This is a genomic window from Bacteroides sp. M10, from assembly GCF_014334015.1.
In the GTDB taxonomy this organism is placed as follows: Bacteria; Bacteroidota; Bacteroidia; order Bacteroidales; family Bacteroidaceae; genus Bacteroides; species Bacteroides intestinigallinarum.
The window spans coordinates 1,135,545-1,154,714 of record NZ_CP060488.1; the positions used below are offsets into that span (position 1 = coordinate 1,135,545).

The following is a 19,170-nucleotide window of genomic DNA, read 5'->3' on the forward strand; positions in this document are numbered from 1 at the left end:
ACTATTTTCTATTTTTGCAAAAAAGAAACACAATCTAAACTAATCCGGATGAATCAAACACTCATCAAAGCGATTCTATTACTAATCGCATTCACCTTGTCCTGTCACACTCCACTTTTCTCACAGAGAGATTTTGAGCGACACGAGTTCTCTTTTCACGCGGGCTACGGTGTTATGTTCCATCACCCTCCCACACTCACGTTAAGCACCCATAGTTACCAACGTACACTCGCACAAGGCGTAAGCTGGGATGGACAATATAATCTCCGCCCTCTCAAACGTTTTGTCTTTGGAGGAATCTACTCCGGATTTTCTTCCAAAGGAAGTCATCCGGAAGGGAAGGACCATTTATGGGTTCATTTCATTGGCACCCAAATCGGAATGTGTAATGCCAACACCAAACATTGGCAAATCCGCGTAACAACCGGTCCCGGTGGAGTCATTCTACGGAACAACAGTGAGGTGTTCGGCAAAACACGGAAAGTAAAAGCCTTCACTATTGGTCTTTTGACCAATGCCAATCTCACCTATAAGCTGAATCCCAATCTGGGAGTCAGTCTAGGAGTACAATATATGTATAGCGAACTGCTTAGAATGAGAACCCACTATCACGGAGAAAGGGTTATTGTAAAACTCGATGGCAATGATGATACCAACCTCACACGAATAAATTTCACTACGGGATTATCCTATTATTTCTAACATTCACTAAAAAAAGCACTATGAAGAAATATATACTCATTCTTTTTTCCATCATCAGCTTTTGGAGCTGTACGGAAGATGAATCGATTGACGTCACAGTTTTACCTTCTGCCACCACTACAGGTGCCAACACCTTTGGCTGCCTGATGGACGGATGGATTTATGTGGGAGGACGGTACCTGAATTGGGGACACTCGTATGTCTGGACGTATGATTCATTCCACTACTATCCGGAGGAGGACAAACTATCCGTCAATGTTTCCGTCACACCTGACATCAACATACACTTCACCATTTTATCTCCCCGGGAAGGCAAAGAAGCAACTCTCACCGATATACGGTTCAGAGGAGAAGAACTGGAAGACGGAACAGCTTTTATTAGCTATTTCGACCCAAAATTGAATATTATCAGTGCAACCTTCGGCAACGGTAAACGTCTGACTAACGGACGTTTTGATATTCATTATACAACACAACAATAATAACGGCGGCGACAGTAATAACAGCAGCAACCCATCCTCTCATCCGGAGCTTCCGGATGCTGTAATATAAACGTAGCATAATTGTTACGCGTTCTTCAACCGGCTGTAAAAAGTAAGAAACGTCAACCCTCTACTTTTGCAGCAAATAATTAACGCACGCTAACATTTATGAAACGATTTTTGAAATTTGTCTCATTCGTTCTTTTAGTCATGAGCACAAGCGGTAACACTTTCGCAGAAGAAAAAGTGAACATAGTCAGACAAGGCACTATCCGCGGACGCATTGTAGATACTTCCAAACAAACTCTCCCGGGAGCATCCATCTACATCGAAAAATTACATACCGGAGTGACGAGCGATGTCAACGGTTATTATACTTTCGCCAATCTTACTCCAGGCACATACACTATCAAAGTCAGCTACGTAGGCTACTCACCCGTTGAAATGAAAATCACCATTCCTGCCGGAAAGACACTCGAGAAAGACGTAGTCTTGAATGAAGGACTCGAGTTGCAAGAGGTAGTAGTAGGCGGAGCTTTCCAGGGACAACGACGCGCCATCAATTCGCAGAAGAACAAGCTGGGGATCACTAATGTCGTTTCAGCCGATGAGGTAGGTAAATTTCCTGATTCCAATATTGGGGATGCGTTGAAACGTATCAATGGCATCAACGTACAATACGATCAGGGGGAAGCCCGCTTCGGACAAGTACGCGGCACTTCAGCCGATCTTAGTTCCGTTACAATCAACGGCAACCGCCTCCCTTCTGCGGAAGGTGACACACGCAACGTCCAGCTCGACCTGATCCCCGCTGATATGATACAGACCATCGAAGTAAACAAAGTGGTTACTTCGGACATGGATGGAGACGCCATCGGCGGTTCTATCAATCTGGTCACTAAAAGTACGCCTTACAAGAGAGTTATCAGTGCTACAGCAGGGACTGGATACAACTGGATCAGCGAGAAAGCCCAACTGAACCTGGGTTTCACTTACGGCGACCGTTTCTTTAACGACAAACTGGGAATGATGGCAGCCGTCTCTTATCAAAATGCTCCGGTAGGTTCGGATGATGTAGAATTTGAATACGATGTCAACAAGAAAGGGGAAGTCGTAATGATGGAAGCACAAAAACGCCAGTACTACGTGACACGTGAACGCCAAAGCTACTCACTTGCTTTCGACTACGAAATAAACCCGAACCACCGACTGACGCTGCAAGGCATCTACAACCGTCGTCACGACTGGGAAAACCGCTATCGCGTCACCTACAAGGACCTGGACAAAACAGGACTGGACGATGAAGGCGAAATGCAACAATCTGCCCAGATAGAGACTAAGGGAGGTACCCCCAACAACAGAAATGCCCGTCTGGAACTACAACAGACAATGGATTTCAGTCTGGGCGGAGAACACCAGTTCGGTAAACTGTCCATGAACTGGGGAGCTTCTTACGCACGTGCCAGCGAAGACCGCCCGAACGAAAGATATTTTAATCTGAAACAAGACTTTCTCGGATTTAACATCGTAGATGCAGGCGGCCGTTTCCCGTATGTGACAACAGACGTAAGTCTGCACAACGGCGAAGTGGATGGTGAAAGAGGTAAATGGAAAGTGAAAGAACTGACTGAAAGCAATCAGGAAATCTACGAAAAAGACTTGAAATTCAAAGTTGACTTCGAACTGCCGCTGGTTAACGGAATCTATGGAAACAGCCTGAAATTCGGAGCCAAATACGCATCTAAGACTAAAAATCGTGACGTGACCTGCTACGACTACGCAGATGCATACAAAGATACCTACCAGACAGAATACATGAACAATCTCACAAGCCAGATTCGCGACGGTTTCATGCCCGGTAATCAGTATAAAGCCACCGATTTCGTATCGAAAGAATATCTGGGTTCGCTCGACCTGAAAAATATGGAAGGCGAACAAGTGCTCGAAGAATCTTCCGGCAACTATCACGCTAAAGAAAATGTCACTTCCGCTTTCTTCCGCTTCGACCAGAACTTGGGAAAGCAACTAAAAATGATGCTGGGGCTCCGCATGGAAGCCACTCATATCAAATACGACGGCTGGAACTGGATGGTGGATGAAGACGAAAATGAAACGCTTCAACCGACCGGGAATCATAAGAACAATTATACCAACTGGCTCCCCAGCGTATTATTGAAATATGATGTAACCGATGACTTCAAAGTACGCGCATCTTTCACAGAGACATTGAGCCGTCCTAAATATTCCGCATTAATCCCATGCGTCAATATCAACCGCAGCGATAACGAACTGGTGATGGGTAACTCCGACCTGACTCCCACCATTTCCTACAACTTCGATTTAAGTGCCGATTACTATTTCAAGAGTGTCGGTCTGGTCAGCGCAGGTATCTTCTATAAAAAGATCAATGACTTTATTGTCGATCAGGTAATTGGTAATTATACCTACCAGAATAACGAATACAAGAAGTTCACCCAACCCAAAAACGCAGGTGATGCCGACTTGCTTGGCGTAGAACTTGCCTATCAACGCGATTTCAGCTTCATTGCTCCCGTATTGAAATGCGTAGGATTCTACGGTACATACACCTATACTCACACCAAAGTGAACAACTTCAACTTTGAGGGACGCGAAAATGAGAAAGACCTTTCCCTGCCCGGTTCTCCCGAACACACGGCAAATGCATCGCTCTACTTTGAGAAAAAAGGATTCAACGTGCGTCTATCCTACAACTTTGCATCCAGCTTTATCGATGAAATGGGAGAAGTTGCCGCACTTGACCGCTACTACGATGCCGTAAATTACATAGACCTGAATGCAAGCTATACATTCGGCAAGAAGTTCAAAACAACGTTCTATGCAGACGCTACCAACCTATTGAACCAACCTTTACGTTATTATCAGGGCACTAAAAACCGCACCATGCAGTCAGAACACTACGGTGTAAAGATAAATGCCGGCGTAAAAATAAACCTCTGATACGAACTAAATCACACCATTTATTCCTTTAAAAGGAAGCCCCCGTTGGTTTAAAAGGAACGACCTCTTCCTTTTAAACCAACAAACCCGAAAAATCGAAGTAATTACGTACATTTATAAATCACTAATATACAATAGAATATGAATATTAAGATTAAAAGTTTATTGATTCTCTCCCTGATTTTCATCTGCACATTTGTTCAGGCACAGTTGACGGATTACTCTATATTTGACAAGAAGTTTAACTTCTATGTAGCAAACGATTTAGGGCGTAACGGCTATTACGACCAGAAGCCAATTGCCGAATTAATGGGTACGATGGGCGAAGAGATAGGCCCCGAATTTGTTCTGGCTACCGGAGACGTCCATCACTTTGAAGGAGTCCGCAGCGTAAACGACCCCTTGTGGATGACCAACTACGAATTAATTTATTCGCATCCGGAACTGATGATTGACTGGTTCCCTATCCTGGGAAACCATGAATATCGTGGAAACACGCAAGCCGTATTGGATTACACCAACATCAGCCGCCGCTGGACAATGCCCAACCGTTATTACACCCGGACATTCGAAGAGAAAGGTGCCACCATCCGCATTATCTGGATCGACACTACTCCTCTGATCGAGAAATACCGCAAGGAAAGTGACAAATATCCCGACGCCTGCAAACAGGATGTCAGCAAACAACTGTCATGGTTGGAATCTGTGCTTGCCAATGCCAAAGAGGACTGGATTATCGTAGCCGGACACCATCCCATCTACGCTTATACCCCCAAAGAAGAAAGTGAACGACTGGACATGCAGAAACGGGTTGACTCCATCTTACGCAAACATAAGGTAGATATGTATATCTGCGGACACATTCATAACTTCCAGCATATCCGTGTTCCGGGAAGCGACATCGACTATATCGTCAACTCCGCCGGCTCACTGGCACGCAAAGTGGAGCCTATCGAAGGAACGAAATTCTGTAGCCCCGAACCGGGCTTCTCCGTTTGTTCTATCGACAAAAAAGAGCTCAACCTTCGTATGATAGATAAAAAAGGGAATATACTTTATACGGTTACTCGAAAGAAATAAATTCTCTTGATGATATAAATTCTACTCTCAATGAAAAAACACACAACCCGGAAGGTGTGTCATAATGAATAATAAAACGCAGATTATTTCAATTATATTGATATATTAATCAACGACTTATAAAATTATTTCTGCGATAATTTGCGTTAATCTGCGTTTTGGCATGCTCTCTTTTTAGTCAGGTTTATTTTCTTCCCCCGCCTTATAGGAAGGATTATTACTTTTCTGATACTCTTTGGGAGTGGTTGTCTCGTTTCCATCCCGTACAGCCATATAGTGCGGCGACATAATTTCAATACCGGCTTCATTAAATTTATCCTGAATATTCTGATGCAAATCCGAATAAATCTGTGCCATTTTATCTGCCTCCCTGATGTATGCATTGATTTGATAGACCGGATACCAGTCGCTTAAAGAGGTCTCTAACACAAACGGACGCGGATCATCTACCACTCCGGGAGTGTTCAATGCAGCATCAATCAGTATCTGGTTAACCTGTCGCCAGGGAATATCATAACCGATGGATACTTCCGAGTGAATAATCAACCCATATTCACGTGCCGAGGTACTATAATTTACCGTATGAGACGACATGATAAACGAATTAGGTACGGTCACCACCTCATTCTTGGGTGTCCGGATACGGGTAACAAGAGGAGTCTTTTCGATAATATCTCCCGTGGTATCATTCAATTTGATCCGGTCGCCCATTTTGAACGGGCGCATATAAGTAATCACCAGTCCGGCAATAATATTACCGATAACCGTACTTGATCCGAGCGAAACAATCAACCCGACGAATACTGAAATACCTTGGAACACACCGGAATCAGAACCCGGCAGATAAGGGTAAATCATCGCAATCATAAATGCATAGAGCAGGAAACGGGCAATATGGAAAGTCGGCATTGCCCAGTCCGGATAGAAGCCGTTGATTTTGAGCCGTCCTGCTTCCACCTCACGCGCCAGATACAGAACGAGACGCACCAGATACTTTACGGCATACCAGATAACGATAATAGTAAACAATTTGGGTATGTAATCGATAATACCGACAAAGATAGTGCGAACCGGGTTCCAGATATAGCCTAACAGGCGGTATGCCAGTCCTTCCGTCTGCGGGAAGATAATAAAAATCAGCGGTACGGTAAACAGTAGCTGCAAGGCCATCAGTATATAGCGCCCGATACTGGACAGGAACACTAACAGATTCGCCTGTTTCTGCGCATCCAGCAATTCATATCCCTGTATCGATACCGGTTTAATCTTCGTATCTTTCAGACGCAGGATACGCACTTTCAGTTTTCGGAACAGCCAGTTGGTCAGGCGGAACAGGAAATACTGCCCTACAATCACCAATACAAAATAAAGCACACGTTTGGCCATTCGCCAAAGTCCGTGTTCCGCTTTCATCTCGTGCAGTTTGGTGATGACATTCTGCTGCCTTTCTTTGGCCAGCGAGTCACGGGAAATGCCTTCCCATAAAGCATCCTGATCGGTAAGAGAAAGCAATACCTTACTGCCATACATCAAATCGGATACAATATCCGAATGATCGATAGCCACAGAGTCGGGTTGCAAATTAAAGCGTTTTCCTATTTCTTCAATCGCCGCACCGGTCATTTGAGCGCGTTGCTGGGGAGTATATCCGCCTCGTTTAGTGAAAAGGTAAAATAAAGTATCGCCGTCCGCCACTACCGGTACTCCTTTAGTGAACTGGCGTAAAGAGTCGATACGCTGTCTCTGCTGTGCATATTTTACGGAGTCGGCGGAAGCCATCTGGAGCTTCATCTGTTCCATTTCCATCCGCATATTCGCCTCATTGAGCCGGGCTTCTTCCAACGATTTCCGCATATTCGCCAGATGAATAGAGTCCGAATCCCGTTTCAAAGGAACATGTCCGTTCGTTATTGTATCTCCGGCAAATATCTTCTTGACAGCCTGTTCCAGCTGTGCTTGCGCACCGATTGCCAGGAAAGAAAGGAATAACACCAGTAATGACCGCTTCATTTTATTTATTTCCATACCTTATACTCCTTGATTATAATTAAGGTAAATCTAACTTTTCATTAAAAAACAGGGCAAACATACGGATTGTTTTTGACATTACCATTTCCAATTTGATTATCTTTGCCACTAAAAGAGAAAAACTATGAATATATTATTACTCATCGGAGGATTAATCCTCATTCTTTTAGGAGCTAACGGGTTGACAAATGGTGCTGCTTCAGTAGCCAAACGTTTTCACATCCCTCCCATCGTGATCGGTCTTACCATCGTTGCATTCGGCACTTCCGCCCCTGAACTGACGGTCAGTGTATCTTCCGCCCTCAAAGGCAGTGCGGATATTGCCATAGGTAACGTAGTGGGAAGTAATATTTTCAACACATTGATGATTGTAGGCTGCACGGCATTATTCGCCCCGATTGTCATCACCCGCAATACACTTAGAAAAGAGATTCCGCTCTGCATACTTTCTTCCATTGTCCTGCTGATTTGTGCCAATGACGTCTTTCTGGATAAAGCTTCAGAAAATATCCTGAACAGAGTAGACGGCTTGTTGTTGCTTTGCTTCTTTGTCATTTTCATGGGCTACACTTTTGCCATCGCTTCCAAGCCGGCTACAATCGAACAACAAGCAGAACATCCGGTCATAGAAGAGGAAACAGAAATCAAATCACTGCCCTGGTGGAAATCCATTCTTTATATCATCGGAGGTTTGGCTGCACTTATTTATGGAGGTCAGTTATTTGTCGACGGCGCTACGGGCATCGCCCGCAACCTGGGTGTCAGCGAATCGATTATCGGGCTGACTCTGGTGGCAGGAGGTACTTCTCTTCCTGAACTGGCTACGTCTATCGTTGCCGCATTAAAGAAAAATCCGGAAATTGCCATCGGAAATGTGATTGGTAGTAACCTCTTCAATATATTCTTTGTACTGGGATGCAGCGCGAGCATCACGCCTCTCCACCTTAGCGGAATCACCAATTTCGACTTGTTTACATTAGTAGGTTCCGGTATTCTGCTTTGGTTATTCGGGTTGTTCTTTGCCAAAAGAACGATTACAAGAATTGAAGGAGGGGTTATGATACTTTGTTATGTGGCATACACGGTGGTATTGATTTATAACACTTAAATAATATAACAAAAGACCTGATATTCTGCCTCATTCCAAGCAATCCTCCCCTCCTTAGACATAGAAACAGGAACAATACGAATATTTAAAGATTTCTTTCCCTTAGTATATCTGGCTGGAATTTCAAAATCATCTTCCAGCCAGCGTTTATAAGGATTGCTATCAGCTACATACCATAAACGTTCTATAACCTCTTCACCATCAACAAAAACACGTGCAGCTTGCCGGGCATCGTTTTGATCACTCAACCTACGCAAGCGCACTCCTTCATTTTGAGAAAGGATATTCACTCTGAAGCTACTATAGTTCTTGAACCGGACAACTTCTCCCATGCATAAAACACTGTCCTCTTTCCCTTCAAAGAAACTTTCCAGTTTTGTTTTCCGCACATTGCCCATAGCCTTATAAGAATGCTGTTTAATAGCATGCGGAGAACTCAAATTCAAACTATCGGTTTTCACCAACACACTTTTATCCTGACCATAATAAAAGATAGTACCCGAATGTTCCAAATACTGATTGTTATATTCTCCCGACTCTATTCCAAACTTTAACTCCGAATAGAAAGGATAACTATCACCAATACAAAAACGAGTCATAGACCAAGGATTATCCGGAAGACCGTCATATCCACCCATCGGATGTACTTCAGGTGGAGTCGGGAATCCCCAGCCATAACAAACATAACTTTCAGAACCGTCACTCTCAACTTGTGGTGTCCGTTTGCCGTCAACATATACACGAACATCCCCTTCGCAAGAAATGATATGTGAACGTTCGGCATGACATGTGATATGAGCGGCAACCATTTTTCCTCTTCCTTGAATAGCAGCTATCGGACTATCTGTTCCTGCCACATATTTTCGTGTATAATATGGTGTATTACGAAAGTATCCGGTATTAGATGTAGGATAAACCGAGCGAGAAACTGCTATTTCTGAAAATCCCAAAGAAACAGGAACGCCACTACGATTTTCAATCATTATCTTCACATGCTTCCAATATGGCATTGGAAAATAATTATAGAACCAACCGTCCGTGTTATATCCGGACAGTAAATAGTTAGTATCGTGAAAACCCAAAGAGTTACCTCCCAGACAAGCCAAAGGACAAGAAATGTCGGGTTGTTGATGAGCATCCCAAAACATATGAATCCACACATCCTGCAAGTGCTGCTCATTAATCTCCGGAAGATAAAATTTTAAAGAACCGATAGCTCCCTCTCCTTTTTCATCCAATAAAGTAATGCATTCACCAGCATCGACCTTTTGTTCCGACTTTCGATGATATGCCAATTGATCATCACACAAAAAACTGCTTCCCTGTTTCTTCCACAATTGTATCAAAGTATCATAATTCTCCTTCCCGGTAAATGTCTTGATTCCATTGTCCGTATAAGTGTGGTATACAACATGTCCCCAACCTCCTTCACCTTTTGTTCTGTCATAGCCTTCCAATTTTACATCTGTAGTCACACGACACCCCTTATTAAATGCCATCGGTACAAAGCTTCGTGCCACACGTATGGGACCTCTTCCATTATCAAACGGACCAATATAGCTTTCAGCCAAAGGTTTTATAAAAGGAGCCTTCTCCCCAAATTCAGATAAACGCAGACTAAAACGAGGTGCTTCTTCTCCATCAAAATAAAAACGGAACAGAGGATCGCTTGAACTCATATAACGATGTTGCACAAGATTATAAATACATCCCGGACCCTCAACATCAAAGATGACCCATTCTCCACGCTGATCCTGATAAAGACTCCAATCCCAATCGGCATTCTTTCCTTTTTTATCAATACTGCCTTCATAATGTACCGAAACTCCACGATCTAACAAAGGCAAAGAAGCAATATCCACCATCCGGGATATACCATAAGAAATACTATCCGGCTGCTTATCCGACCAGACCTCTGTCACTAACGGACTGATTGCAGACAATGATACAGTCCCAAATACAGCCCAACAAACTAAAAAAATACTTTTTTTCATAAGGTGATAATTATAAAATAAAACATCAATCTCTCTATAAAATTTAATTCATAAAAGTACGGCAACTTATAGAAGGATACAACCACTTTATTATCAAATTAATATACTATTCTGACCTATAAACATCTGTTATCATATTTATTTTCCTACTTAACCTTTTTGTATATATATAATTAAGGCAATATACTCTCTATTCAAATAATTAGTAAGAAAAGTATCATTATATGATAATAAAGCACTTTTTTACATATGTTTTTTGTGCTTACTTTGCAACGTCCATCTTATATGTTATATCTAATTTATTATGAAAATGAAAAAAGTCTTTTTATTCATCACTCTATTCTCCATGATATCATTATTCAGTTACAGCAAAGATCCTGTAAAACAATGGGGACAACTACAAGTAAAAGGTAATCAATTATGTAACCAGGCCGGAGAACCTATCGTATTAAGAGGGGTCAGTTATGGTTGGCATAATCTATGGCCCAGGTTTTACAATAAGCAATCTGTAAAATGGTTGAAAAAAGATTGGAAATGCACCGTTTTACGCGCAGCAATGGGAACAGTTATTGAAGATAATTACATTGAAAATCCGGAATTTGCTCTAAAATGCATGAATAAAGTAATTAAAGCAGCCATCAAAAATGATATTTATGTAATAATTGACTGGCACACTTATTACCCGCAGCAAAAAGAAGCGAAGGCATTTTTCTCAATGATGGCACAAAAGTATGGGAAGTACCCTCATATTATTTATGAGATATACAATGAACCCATGGAAGACAGTTGGGAAAGTGTGAAAGAATATGCGACTGACATCATATCTGAAATACGTAAATATGATCCTGACAATATCATTCTCGTAGGCAACCCTCATTGGGATCAGGACTTACATCTGGTAGCAGAAAGCCCTTTAAAAGGATTTAATAATATAATGTATACTCTTCATTTTTATGCCGCCACCCACAAACAAGAGCTACGGGATAGAGCTGAAGCAGCATGGGAAAAAGGCATTCCTATCTTTGTTTCAGAATGTGCCGGTATGGAATGTACTGGCGATGGACCATTAGACATACCGGAATGGACTCGCTGGGTAGAATGGTTGGAAAGCAAAAAAATCAGCTGGGTCAACTGGTCCATTTCAGACAAGAACGAAACCTGCTCCATGATCCTCCCACGAGCTAATAAAAACGGAGGATGGGACGAGTCACTAATAAAACCTGCAGGCCTCCAAAGCCGTAAATTTATCCGACAATACAACTCACATATTTATAAAAACAAAGAATGATAAAATAATATCAGCTTTAGGCAAAAAACGTCAATTATTTACATTCCCGATTCGTTAACTTTGCACCAATAAATAACAATACGAGATTTTATACTAAAGTTAATTTTAAATTTGATAAAAATGAAAAAGAATCTCTTTTCTTTTCCCCGCTCAAAAGTGCGGATGCTTAAAGAGTCAAAAAGAGTCTGGCTCTTCTTGATTATGTTCTGGATAGTAAATACAGCTGCCGTAGCAGCAGGTATTGAGATTAAGGGTACTGTAACAGACAGCAAAGGCGAACCTCTTCCCGGGGTTAATATTGTTGAACTAGGAGTCAAAAAAAACAATGGTACTATCACCGACTTGAGTGGTAAATATACTATAACAGTTGAAAGCCAGAAATCTGTTCTTCAGTACACTTTTATCGGCTATAAAACAACGGAAGTTACTGTAGGAAATCGCAAAACAATCAACGTTTCATTAAAAGATGATACTCAGTCTCTGGATGAAGTGGTAGTCATCGGTTATGGTACAATGAGGAAAAAAGATTTATCCGGAGCCGTTGCTTCTATCAAAAGTGATGATCTGATGATCGGTAATCCTACCAATATTTCCCAAGCTTTACAAGGTAAGTTAGCCGGTGTGCAGGTAAACCAGAGTGACGGCGCTCCCGGTTCAGGTGTAAGTATCACTATCCGTGGCGCAAACTCGTTCTCTACAAATTCACAGCCACTTTACATCGTTGACGGCATTCCGTTCGAAGTGGGAGATACTCCAAGCAGTAAAGCAAATGAAGGCAATAATTCCACCACCAATCCGCTTTCATTAATCAACCCTAACGACATCGAATCAATCGATATATTGAAGGATGCTTCTGCAACAGCTATTTATGGTTCCCGCGGAGCCAATGGTGTTGTATTGATCACCACTAAAAGAGGTCGTGCCGGAGACGCTAAGGTTGAGTTCTCTGCCAACTTCGGCCTTTCTAAAATAGCCAAAATGGTAAAAATGCTGGATGCTTACACCTACGCTAATTATGTAAATGAAGGTGTAATCAACGGAGCTGCTTATGACAATCTTCCCTATTCATACCTTCCTTATCGTGGAAAATGGAACTACCGTCGCGATGAGAACGACAAAATCGTTCCTAACTCCGGTAAATACTATGCTTCACCGGAAGATTATCTCAACCCTGGCTATCGTGAAGATGAATATGGCAATAAAGAGTGGGTGGAGGGTACAAACTGGATGGATGAAATCTTACAGGATGCATTAACACAGGAATACAACCTTAGTGTATCGGGAGGAAATGAGAAAAGCAATTATGCATTCTCCGGTAATTACACAGATCAATCGGGTATCATCAAGAATTCCGGTTATGAACGTTTTGCTGTTCGTGCCAACATCGGGAGCCACATCAAACCTTGGCTGAACACAGGATTGAATATCAACTTCACCCGTTCGTTGACTAAGTTTGCCAAATCAAACTCTTATGATTATAGTATTATCCGTTCTGCCATGCTCTATTTACCAACACTATATGTAGGAGACAAGACAGAGGATGATTCTTACGCATGGTTATCAGCAAATCCTCGCACATACGTTAATACGGCTAAGGACGAACTGAAATCAATCAATGTATTTACTTCCGCTTTTGCTGAAATCTCCATTCTCGATTGTCTGAAGTTCCGCCAGAATTTAGGTATCAGCTATTCGGTAAACGACCGTGCAAGTTACTATAATCGCGAAACGGGAGAAGGCAAAGCATCCAATGGGCGAGCCGGTAAGAGCGATAACTTCTGGCAGAATCTAACTGCAGAATCATTGATCACCTTTGATAAGACATTCAATAAGCTACACCATCTTAATGTAGTAGCAGGTTTTACTTACGAAAAATCAGACTGGGGTGGCAAAACAATGAATGCATCTAATTTTCCGACTGATATCACACAAGACTTCGATATGAGCCAGGCATTAAATATTGAAACTCCGGCCAGTTACCGAGGACAGGCAGTTCTTGTCTCTTTATTAGGACGTGCCAACTACACATTCAAAGACCGTTATATCTTCACAGCGTCATTCCGTCGCGATGGTTCAAGTCGTTTCGCTCCCGGAAACAAATTTGCCAACTTCGCTTCAGGAGCAGTAGCATGGACTCTATCCGAAGAAGAATTCATCAAGAATCTGAATATATTCAGCAATTTAAAGTTGCGCCTCAGCTACGGTCAAACAGGTAACCAGGCCATCAGCAGTTATCAAACTATGGCATCACTTGCACCTTCCAATTATCCTCTGGACGGAACATTGAGCAGTGGATTTGCCGGACAAACTTATAAAGGTCCCCTGAATGACAAACTCAAATGGGAAACAACCGACCAATACAATGTCGGACTCGACATGGGATTCTGGAACAACAGAATCAGCTTATCCGCCAACTATTACTACAAGAAAACCAAAGACCTGTTACAAAATGTATCTATACCTAATAGTACAGGATATACTACCATGTGGACGAATTTCGGCCATGTCAAAAACAAAGGACTTGAGCTAACCGGTAAAATCGTTGCACTGGATAAAAAAGACTGGACTTTAGAATTCGACGGTAACATCTCCTTTAATAAAAACGAAATTGGAGGTTTAACAGCAGATCAATATGCCAACCAATTATGGTATAGCGCCAAAGAAGTATTTTTGCAAAGAAACGGATTGCCTATCGGAACAATTTTCGGCTATATAGAAGACGGCTTCTACGATAATATAGCAGAAGTCCGTGCAGATCCGATATATGCCAAAGCTTCTGATGACGAAGCCCGCAGAATGATCGGTGAGATCAAATATCTGGATAAAAACAACGACGGAAAGATAACATCAGAAGACCGTGCTATCATCGGTGATACCAATCCGGACTTTATTTACGGTTTGAATGCCAACCTACGATGGAAAAACTTGTCTCTGGGACTATTCTTCCAAGGAACTCACGGTAATGATATTTTCAACGGTAACCTGACAAATATCGGAATGAGCAGTATTGCCAATATCACCCAAGATGCTTATGACTCCCGCTGGACACCGGAAAACGCAGCTGGCGCCAAATGGCCCCGCGTCACTACTGCCATGACTCGTGACATGAAACTCTCTGACCGTTATGTAGAAGACGGCTCTTACTTCAGACTAAAAACGATCAACTTAAGCTATAATTTCGGTTCAGTCATAAAAGGTATCAGCAACCTGTCTGTTTTCGGAACAGTAACAAACGTATTCACGATTACAGGTTATAGCTGGTTTGATCCGGATGTAAACGCCTTTGGTTCTGACGCTTCCAGAAGAGGAGTCGATATCTTCTCATACCCGAGCAGCAGAACATATTCAATAGGTTTTAAATTAACGTTATAATCTCAAGAAATGATGAAAAAGAAAAATATATTCATATATCTGATGGCATCCACTCTCCTATTATCCGGAGCAGTAATGACATCATGCGAAAGTATGATCGAAGAAAAGCCTTTCGACTTCATTGTACCTGAAGATGTTGAGGATTCCGATAATGGTGCCGACATGTGGGTAACCGGAGTCTATAATACATTGCACGAAGCCATGTTCAGATATGGTAGTTTTCCACGTCCTCTGGATTATGACTGTGACTATATCTCCGGCGCTGTATGGCAGTTCAGCCAGTTCGGAAGCGGAAACTTCCAGGGAGGTGACGGACAGGCCGATGTACTTTGGACCGGAATGTACTCTTTGATTAACCGGGCCAATATAGCGGTCTCTGAAATCAATAAGATGCAAAATGTATCAGAAGCATTTAAAAAGAATGCATTAGGAGAATGCTATTTTCTTAAAGCATGGGCATATTTCTATCTGGTACGCGCTTATGGAGCTATCCCTATTTATTCTGTCAGTGTAAACGAATCCGGACAATACACCAACAATCCGCGTATTCCGATTGCACAAGTATACACGGAAACAATCATACCTTTGCTTAAAGACGCTAAAGATATGATTTATAAAAACACAGATAATGGTTTTAAACCCGGAAGGGTCTGTGCTGCAACTGCAGCAGGTTTGTTAGCCAAAGTATATGCAACTATCGGCTCTGCTTCTATGGCTACCGGAGAACAAATAACAGTAAAAACCGGTGCACCGTTTGTCATGCAGAATGTAAATGGTACTATGACTAAAGTGTACACAGAACCTGTCCCAACCACATTCTCTAAAGATCAGGTTGCCGGATATGAAAGTTTCTCTTCCGGAGAATACTATAGACTGGCTTATGAAATTGCTGAAGATGTAATAGGAGGAGAATACGGAACACACCAACTTGAAAACTATGATTTGATCTGGTCTCCTTCCGGTAAGACTTGCAGCGAGCATTTATTCAGCTTGCAAACTAAATCCGGAGACGAACTATATGGTACATTATTCAGCTCTCACTACTGTGGCAGACTCAATGCAGCAGGCAACATAGACAACAGCTTGACAGTAGGATGCAGAAAACACTGGTATCTATTATTTGAAGAAAAAGACTACCGTGTAGACAAAGGAGTGTTACATTGCTGGATACGCCAGAACTCCGATACCAGCTGGGGAGGCGGCTCATATTATCCGAATTTCGGAAAATGGCAACGTATGGTTGAAGCTAAAGAACCTCCATTCGATAATCCTAAAGTAACTTCCGGATGGAGATGTGACGAGGGAGGATCAGAACAGTTCTTTGCTTTCACGACTAAATACTCGCAACAGATAGCTGATCAGACACAGCCCCGTACGGATGCTAATTACCCATTCCTCCGCTATGCCGATGTTGTTTTAATCTTTGCAGAAGCAGCCAATGAATTAAACGGTCCGACAAAAGAATCGGTAGATGCTTTAAACGATGTCCGCACACGCAGTAACGCAACAGGCAAAGAATTAGCAAATTTCACCGACAAAGCCAGCCTGCGTTCCGCTATCCTTGAAGAACGTGCAATGGAATTAGCCTTAGAAGGTGATCGTCGTTGGGATTTAATACGCTGGGGAATTTATTTGCAAGCCATGAATGCTTTAGGCGGAATGGATGAGGCAAACAACGTAAAACAACGTTCCAGCAAGCATTTACTGTTCCCGATTCCGACTCTCGAAATCCTGACCAACCAAGGAATTAATGAAAATAATCCAGGATGGGATTAATCACTTATAACCATGTAAAAAAACAGATTATGAAGAAAATAAAATATTTTGCAATAATCGCAGCATCCATATTCGCTTTAACATCCTGTACGGATATTGTTGAAGTGGACGATCTGAAGGCCAAAGAAAACAAACCGTCAACAGGTGCTCCGACCGTAGACAAAGTCGTTTTGGCAACAGATGCCGAATTTCCTATTGACGGGGCAAATTTCGAACAAGTAGTACGAATTGAAGGAACAAATCTCGGAGACATCACTTCACTGAAATTCAATGACATTGAAGTGGATAGCAAGGAGATCTATTCTACCTACGATATGCTTCTTGCACCTATTCCCCGTGCACTTCCTAAAGAAGTGTCAAACACGATTTATATCACAACCAAACATGGAGAACTTAGTATTCCTTTTGTTGTTTCCATCCCTGATTTAACCATCAACGGACTCAAGAATGAATTCACCCAACCGGGAGATACGACAGTTATTACAGGCGACAATTTCGACCTTTACGGCATTACCATCGAAGAAGCGATTGTCAATCTGGGTAACCTACCGGTTAATGTAATCGATGCAACCCGTACAGAACTGACAATAGAAATCCCGGCAAATGCCACTCCCAAATCAACCCTTACCATAAAAGGAGCAAACATGGATGAAGCATACAAACTCACATACATGGATCCGGGAGTATCTCAGCTTTTCGACTTCAACAATTGGCCGGGAGCTGGTGCTTTTACGCATTCCAGTCAATTCCCTGATGCCCCGAAAAATTTCCTATGTGATGGCACATTAGAAGGACAACCGGAACCATTAGTAGAAGGAGGAAAATATATCCGCTTCAATAATTCCGTGAAAGCTTGGGGATGGATGGTTATGTGGGCCGGATATATCACCGTACCGACAGAAGTAGCCGCAGATCCTTCCTCTTACGATTTAAGATTTGAGATTTGTACTGGAGCTAAATTCCCGATTTCAACCCAAGCACGTATCATTTTAGGAGATTATGGATGGTATCCTTCCAAAGGCGGACTTCCAGTCAACACCTATGGCGGATGGCAAACAGTACGAATCAGTGCCGATACGGAAGCATTATTACCTAACCCTATCGATCCTAGTACCAATACTGCTTTCAAAATCATATTTTCACCCGAATCTGCTCAAGATTTCGACTTGAGTATGTGTAATTTCAGATTTGTTCATAAGTAAAAATAAAAAGGGAACGCCAAAACAAAGGCGTTCCCTCACCAACAAAAATGATTCGATTTATGCTAAAAGATTTATTTTCATTAGTTACAATTGTAGCACTTCTATTCTCATCCTGTTCTAAATCAGAAGAAGAAGAAAATGGTGATGACCCCCAACCCACCAAACAGACGGTTTATTTCGGAGTGAATCTGTCAGGAGCTGAATTTGGAAATGTATATCCGGGGGTAGATGGTACACACTATGGTTATCCAACAGAAAAAGACCTGGACTATTTCAAAGCCAAAGGCCTCTATCTGGTACGTTTTCCATTCCGTTGGGAACGCATACAACCCACAATGAATGGAGAACTAAATGCAACAGAGTTGGCAAAAATGAAAAAATTCGTCAAAGCTGCTGAAGATAGAAACATGCAGATACTCTTGGATATGCATAACTTTGGAAGATATTGCGTATATTGCGACGGACAAAGTTCGCAAAACAATCAGTATGCAATCATCGGTAATGCACGGTGCACTGTTGATAATTTCTGCGACGTATGGAAAAAACTGGCAAAAGAGTTTAAGGATTACAAGAATATCTGGGGATATGATATAATGAATGAACCTTATGAGATGCTCGCATCAACTCCATGGGTGAACATAGCCCAAGCCTGCATTAACGCTATCCGTACAGTAGATACTAAAACAACCATCATTGTCAGTGGAGATGAATTCAGCTCCGCCAGACGATGGAAGGAATGTAGCGACAACCTAAAAACTCTGACAGACCCAAGTAACAACCTGATATTCCAGGCTCATATCTATTTCGATTCGGATTCTTCCGGAAACTATGATAAAGGATATGATGAAGATGGAGCAACCATTCAAACAGGAGTAGCACGTTTGAAACCTTTCGTTGACTGGTTGAAAGAAAACAACAAACGCGGATTTGTCGGAGAATATGGAGTACCTGATACCGATGGCCGATGGTTAGATATTCTTGACTCAGCCCTCAAATATCTACAAGAAAATGGAGTGAACGGAACTTATTGGTCCGCCGGTCCGCGATGGGGCGATTATCCCTTATCTGTCCAACCGACCAACAATTACACTCAGGATCGTCCGCAACTGAATACGCTCCTGAAATATAAAAGTACGCAACAATAACCAGATTTAAATAC

General features: G+C 42.2%; 12 protein-coding genes. 10 read left to right on the forward strand and 2 right to left on the reverse strand.

The window, feature by feature from the left end:
• Positions 1–48 precede the first annotated feature (48 nt).
• The 4 genes from H8796_RS04380 (at position 49) to H8796_RS04395 (ending at position 5,243) form a co-directional block, all read left to right on the forward strand.
• Complete coding sequence (locus H8796_RS04380; RefSeq protein WP_117932735.1) at positions 49–702, forward strand: hypothetical protein; 654 nt, start codon at positions 49–51, stop codon at positions 700–702.
• A gap of 20 nt (positions 703–722) precedes the next feature.
• The gene (locus tag H8796_RS04385; protein WP_117932734.1) at positions 723–1,184 is read left to right on the forward strand and encodes a hypothetical protein; all 462 of its coding nucleotides are present in this window, start codon (positions 723–725) and stop codon (positions 1,182–1,184) included.
• Between the two features lie 168 nt (positions 1,185–1,352).
• Positions 1,353–4,163 (forward strand): TonB-dependent receptor, encoded by a 2,811-nt coding sequence (locus H8796_RS04390; RefSeq protein ID WP_117932733.1) that lies wholly within the window; start codon positions 1,353–1,355, stop codon positions 4,161–4,163.
• A gap of 147 nt (positions 4,164–4,310) precedes the next feature.
• Positions 4,311–5,243, forward strand: a complete 933-nt coding sequence (locus tag H8796_RS04395) for a metallophosphoesterase (protein ID WP_117932939.1) — start codon at positions 4,311–4,313, stop codon at positions 5,241–5,243.
• 174 nt (positions 5,244–5,417) lie between these two features.
• Here the strand turns inward: H8796_RS04395 and H8796_RS04400 are convergent, their stop codons facing one another.
• Entirely contained in the window at positions 5,418–7,268 is a 1,851-nt protein-coding gene (locus tag H8796_RS04400; RefSeq protein WP_117932731.1) for a mechanosensitive ion channel family protein, read from the reverse strand.
• A 127-nt stretch (positions 7,269–7,395) separates the two neighbouring features.
• On the opposite strand from H8796_RS04400, the gene H8796_RS04405 reads away from it, so the two are divergent.
• Positions 7,396–8,379 (forward strand): calcium/sodium antiporter, encoded by a 984-nt coding sequence (locus tag H8796_RS04405; protein ID WP_117932729.1) that lies wholly within the window; start codon positions 7,396–7,398, stop codon positions 8,377–8,379.
• On the opposite strand, the gene H8796_RS04410 is transcribed toward H8796_RS04405, so the two are convergent.
• Positions 8,376–10,373 (reverse strand): DUF2961 domain-containing protein, encoded by a 1,998-nt coding sequence (locus H8796_RS04410; RefSeq protein ID WP_117932728.1) that lies wholly within the window; start codon positions 10,371–10,373, stop codon positions 8,376–8,378. The genes H8796_RS04405 and H8796_RS04410 overlap by 4 nt on opposite strands.
• Positions 10,374–10,683: 310 nt before the next feature.
• On the opposite strand from H8796_RS04410, the gene H8796_RS04415 reads away from it, so the two are divergent.
• From H8796_RS04415 to H8796_RS04435, 5 genes are all read left to right on the forward strand, one after another.
• Entirely contained in the window at positions 10,684–11,661 is a 978-nt protein-coding gene (locus H8796_RS04415; protein ID WP_187343939.1) for a glycoside hydrolase family 5 protein, read from the forward strand.
• Between the two features lie 120 nt (positions 11,662–11,781).
• Positions 11,782–15,033 (forward strand): TonB-dependent receptor, encoded by a 3,252-nt coding sequence (locus tag H8796_RS04420; RefSeq protein WP_117932724.1) that lies wholly within the window; start codon positions 11,782–11,784, stop codon positions 15,031–15,033.
• Positions 15,034–15,045: 12 nt separating this feature from the next.
• A complete protein-coding gene (locus tag H8796_RS04425; RefSeq protein WP_009001133.1) occupies positions 15,046–16,809 on the forward strand; it encodes a RagB/SusD family nutrient uptake outer membrane protein in 1,764 nt (587 codons plus the stop codon).
• Between the two features lie 29 nt (positions 16,810–16,838).
• Positions 16,839–18,011 (forward strand): glycan-binding surface protein, encoded by a 1,173-nt coding sequence (locus tag H8796_RS04430; protein WP_032854124.1) that lies wholly within the window; start codon positions 16,839–16,841, stop codon positions 18,009–18,011.
• Between the two features lie 59 nt (positions 18,012–18,070).
• Positions 18,071–19,156: a glycoside hydrolase family 5 protein gene (locus tag H8796_RS04435; protein WP_009001135.1), complete on the forward strand. Its 1,086-nt coding sequence runs from the start codon at positions 18,071–18,073 to the stop codon at positions 19,154–19,156.
• Positions 19,157–19,170 lie beyond the last annotated feature (14 nt).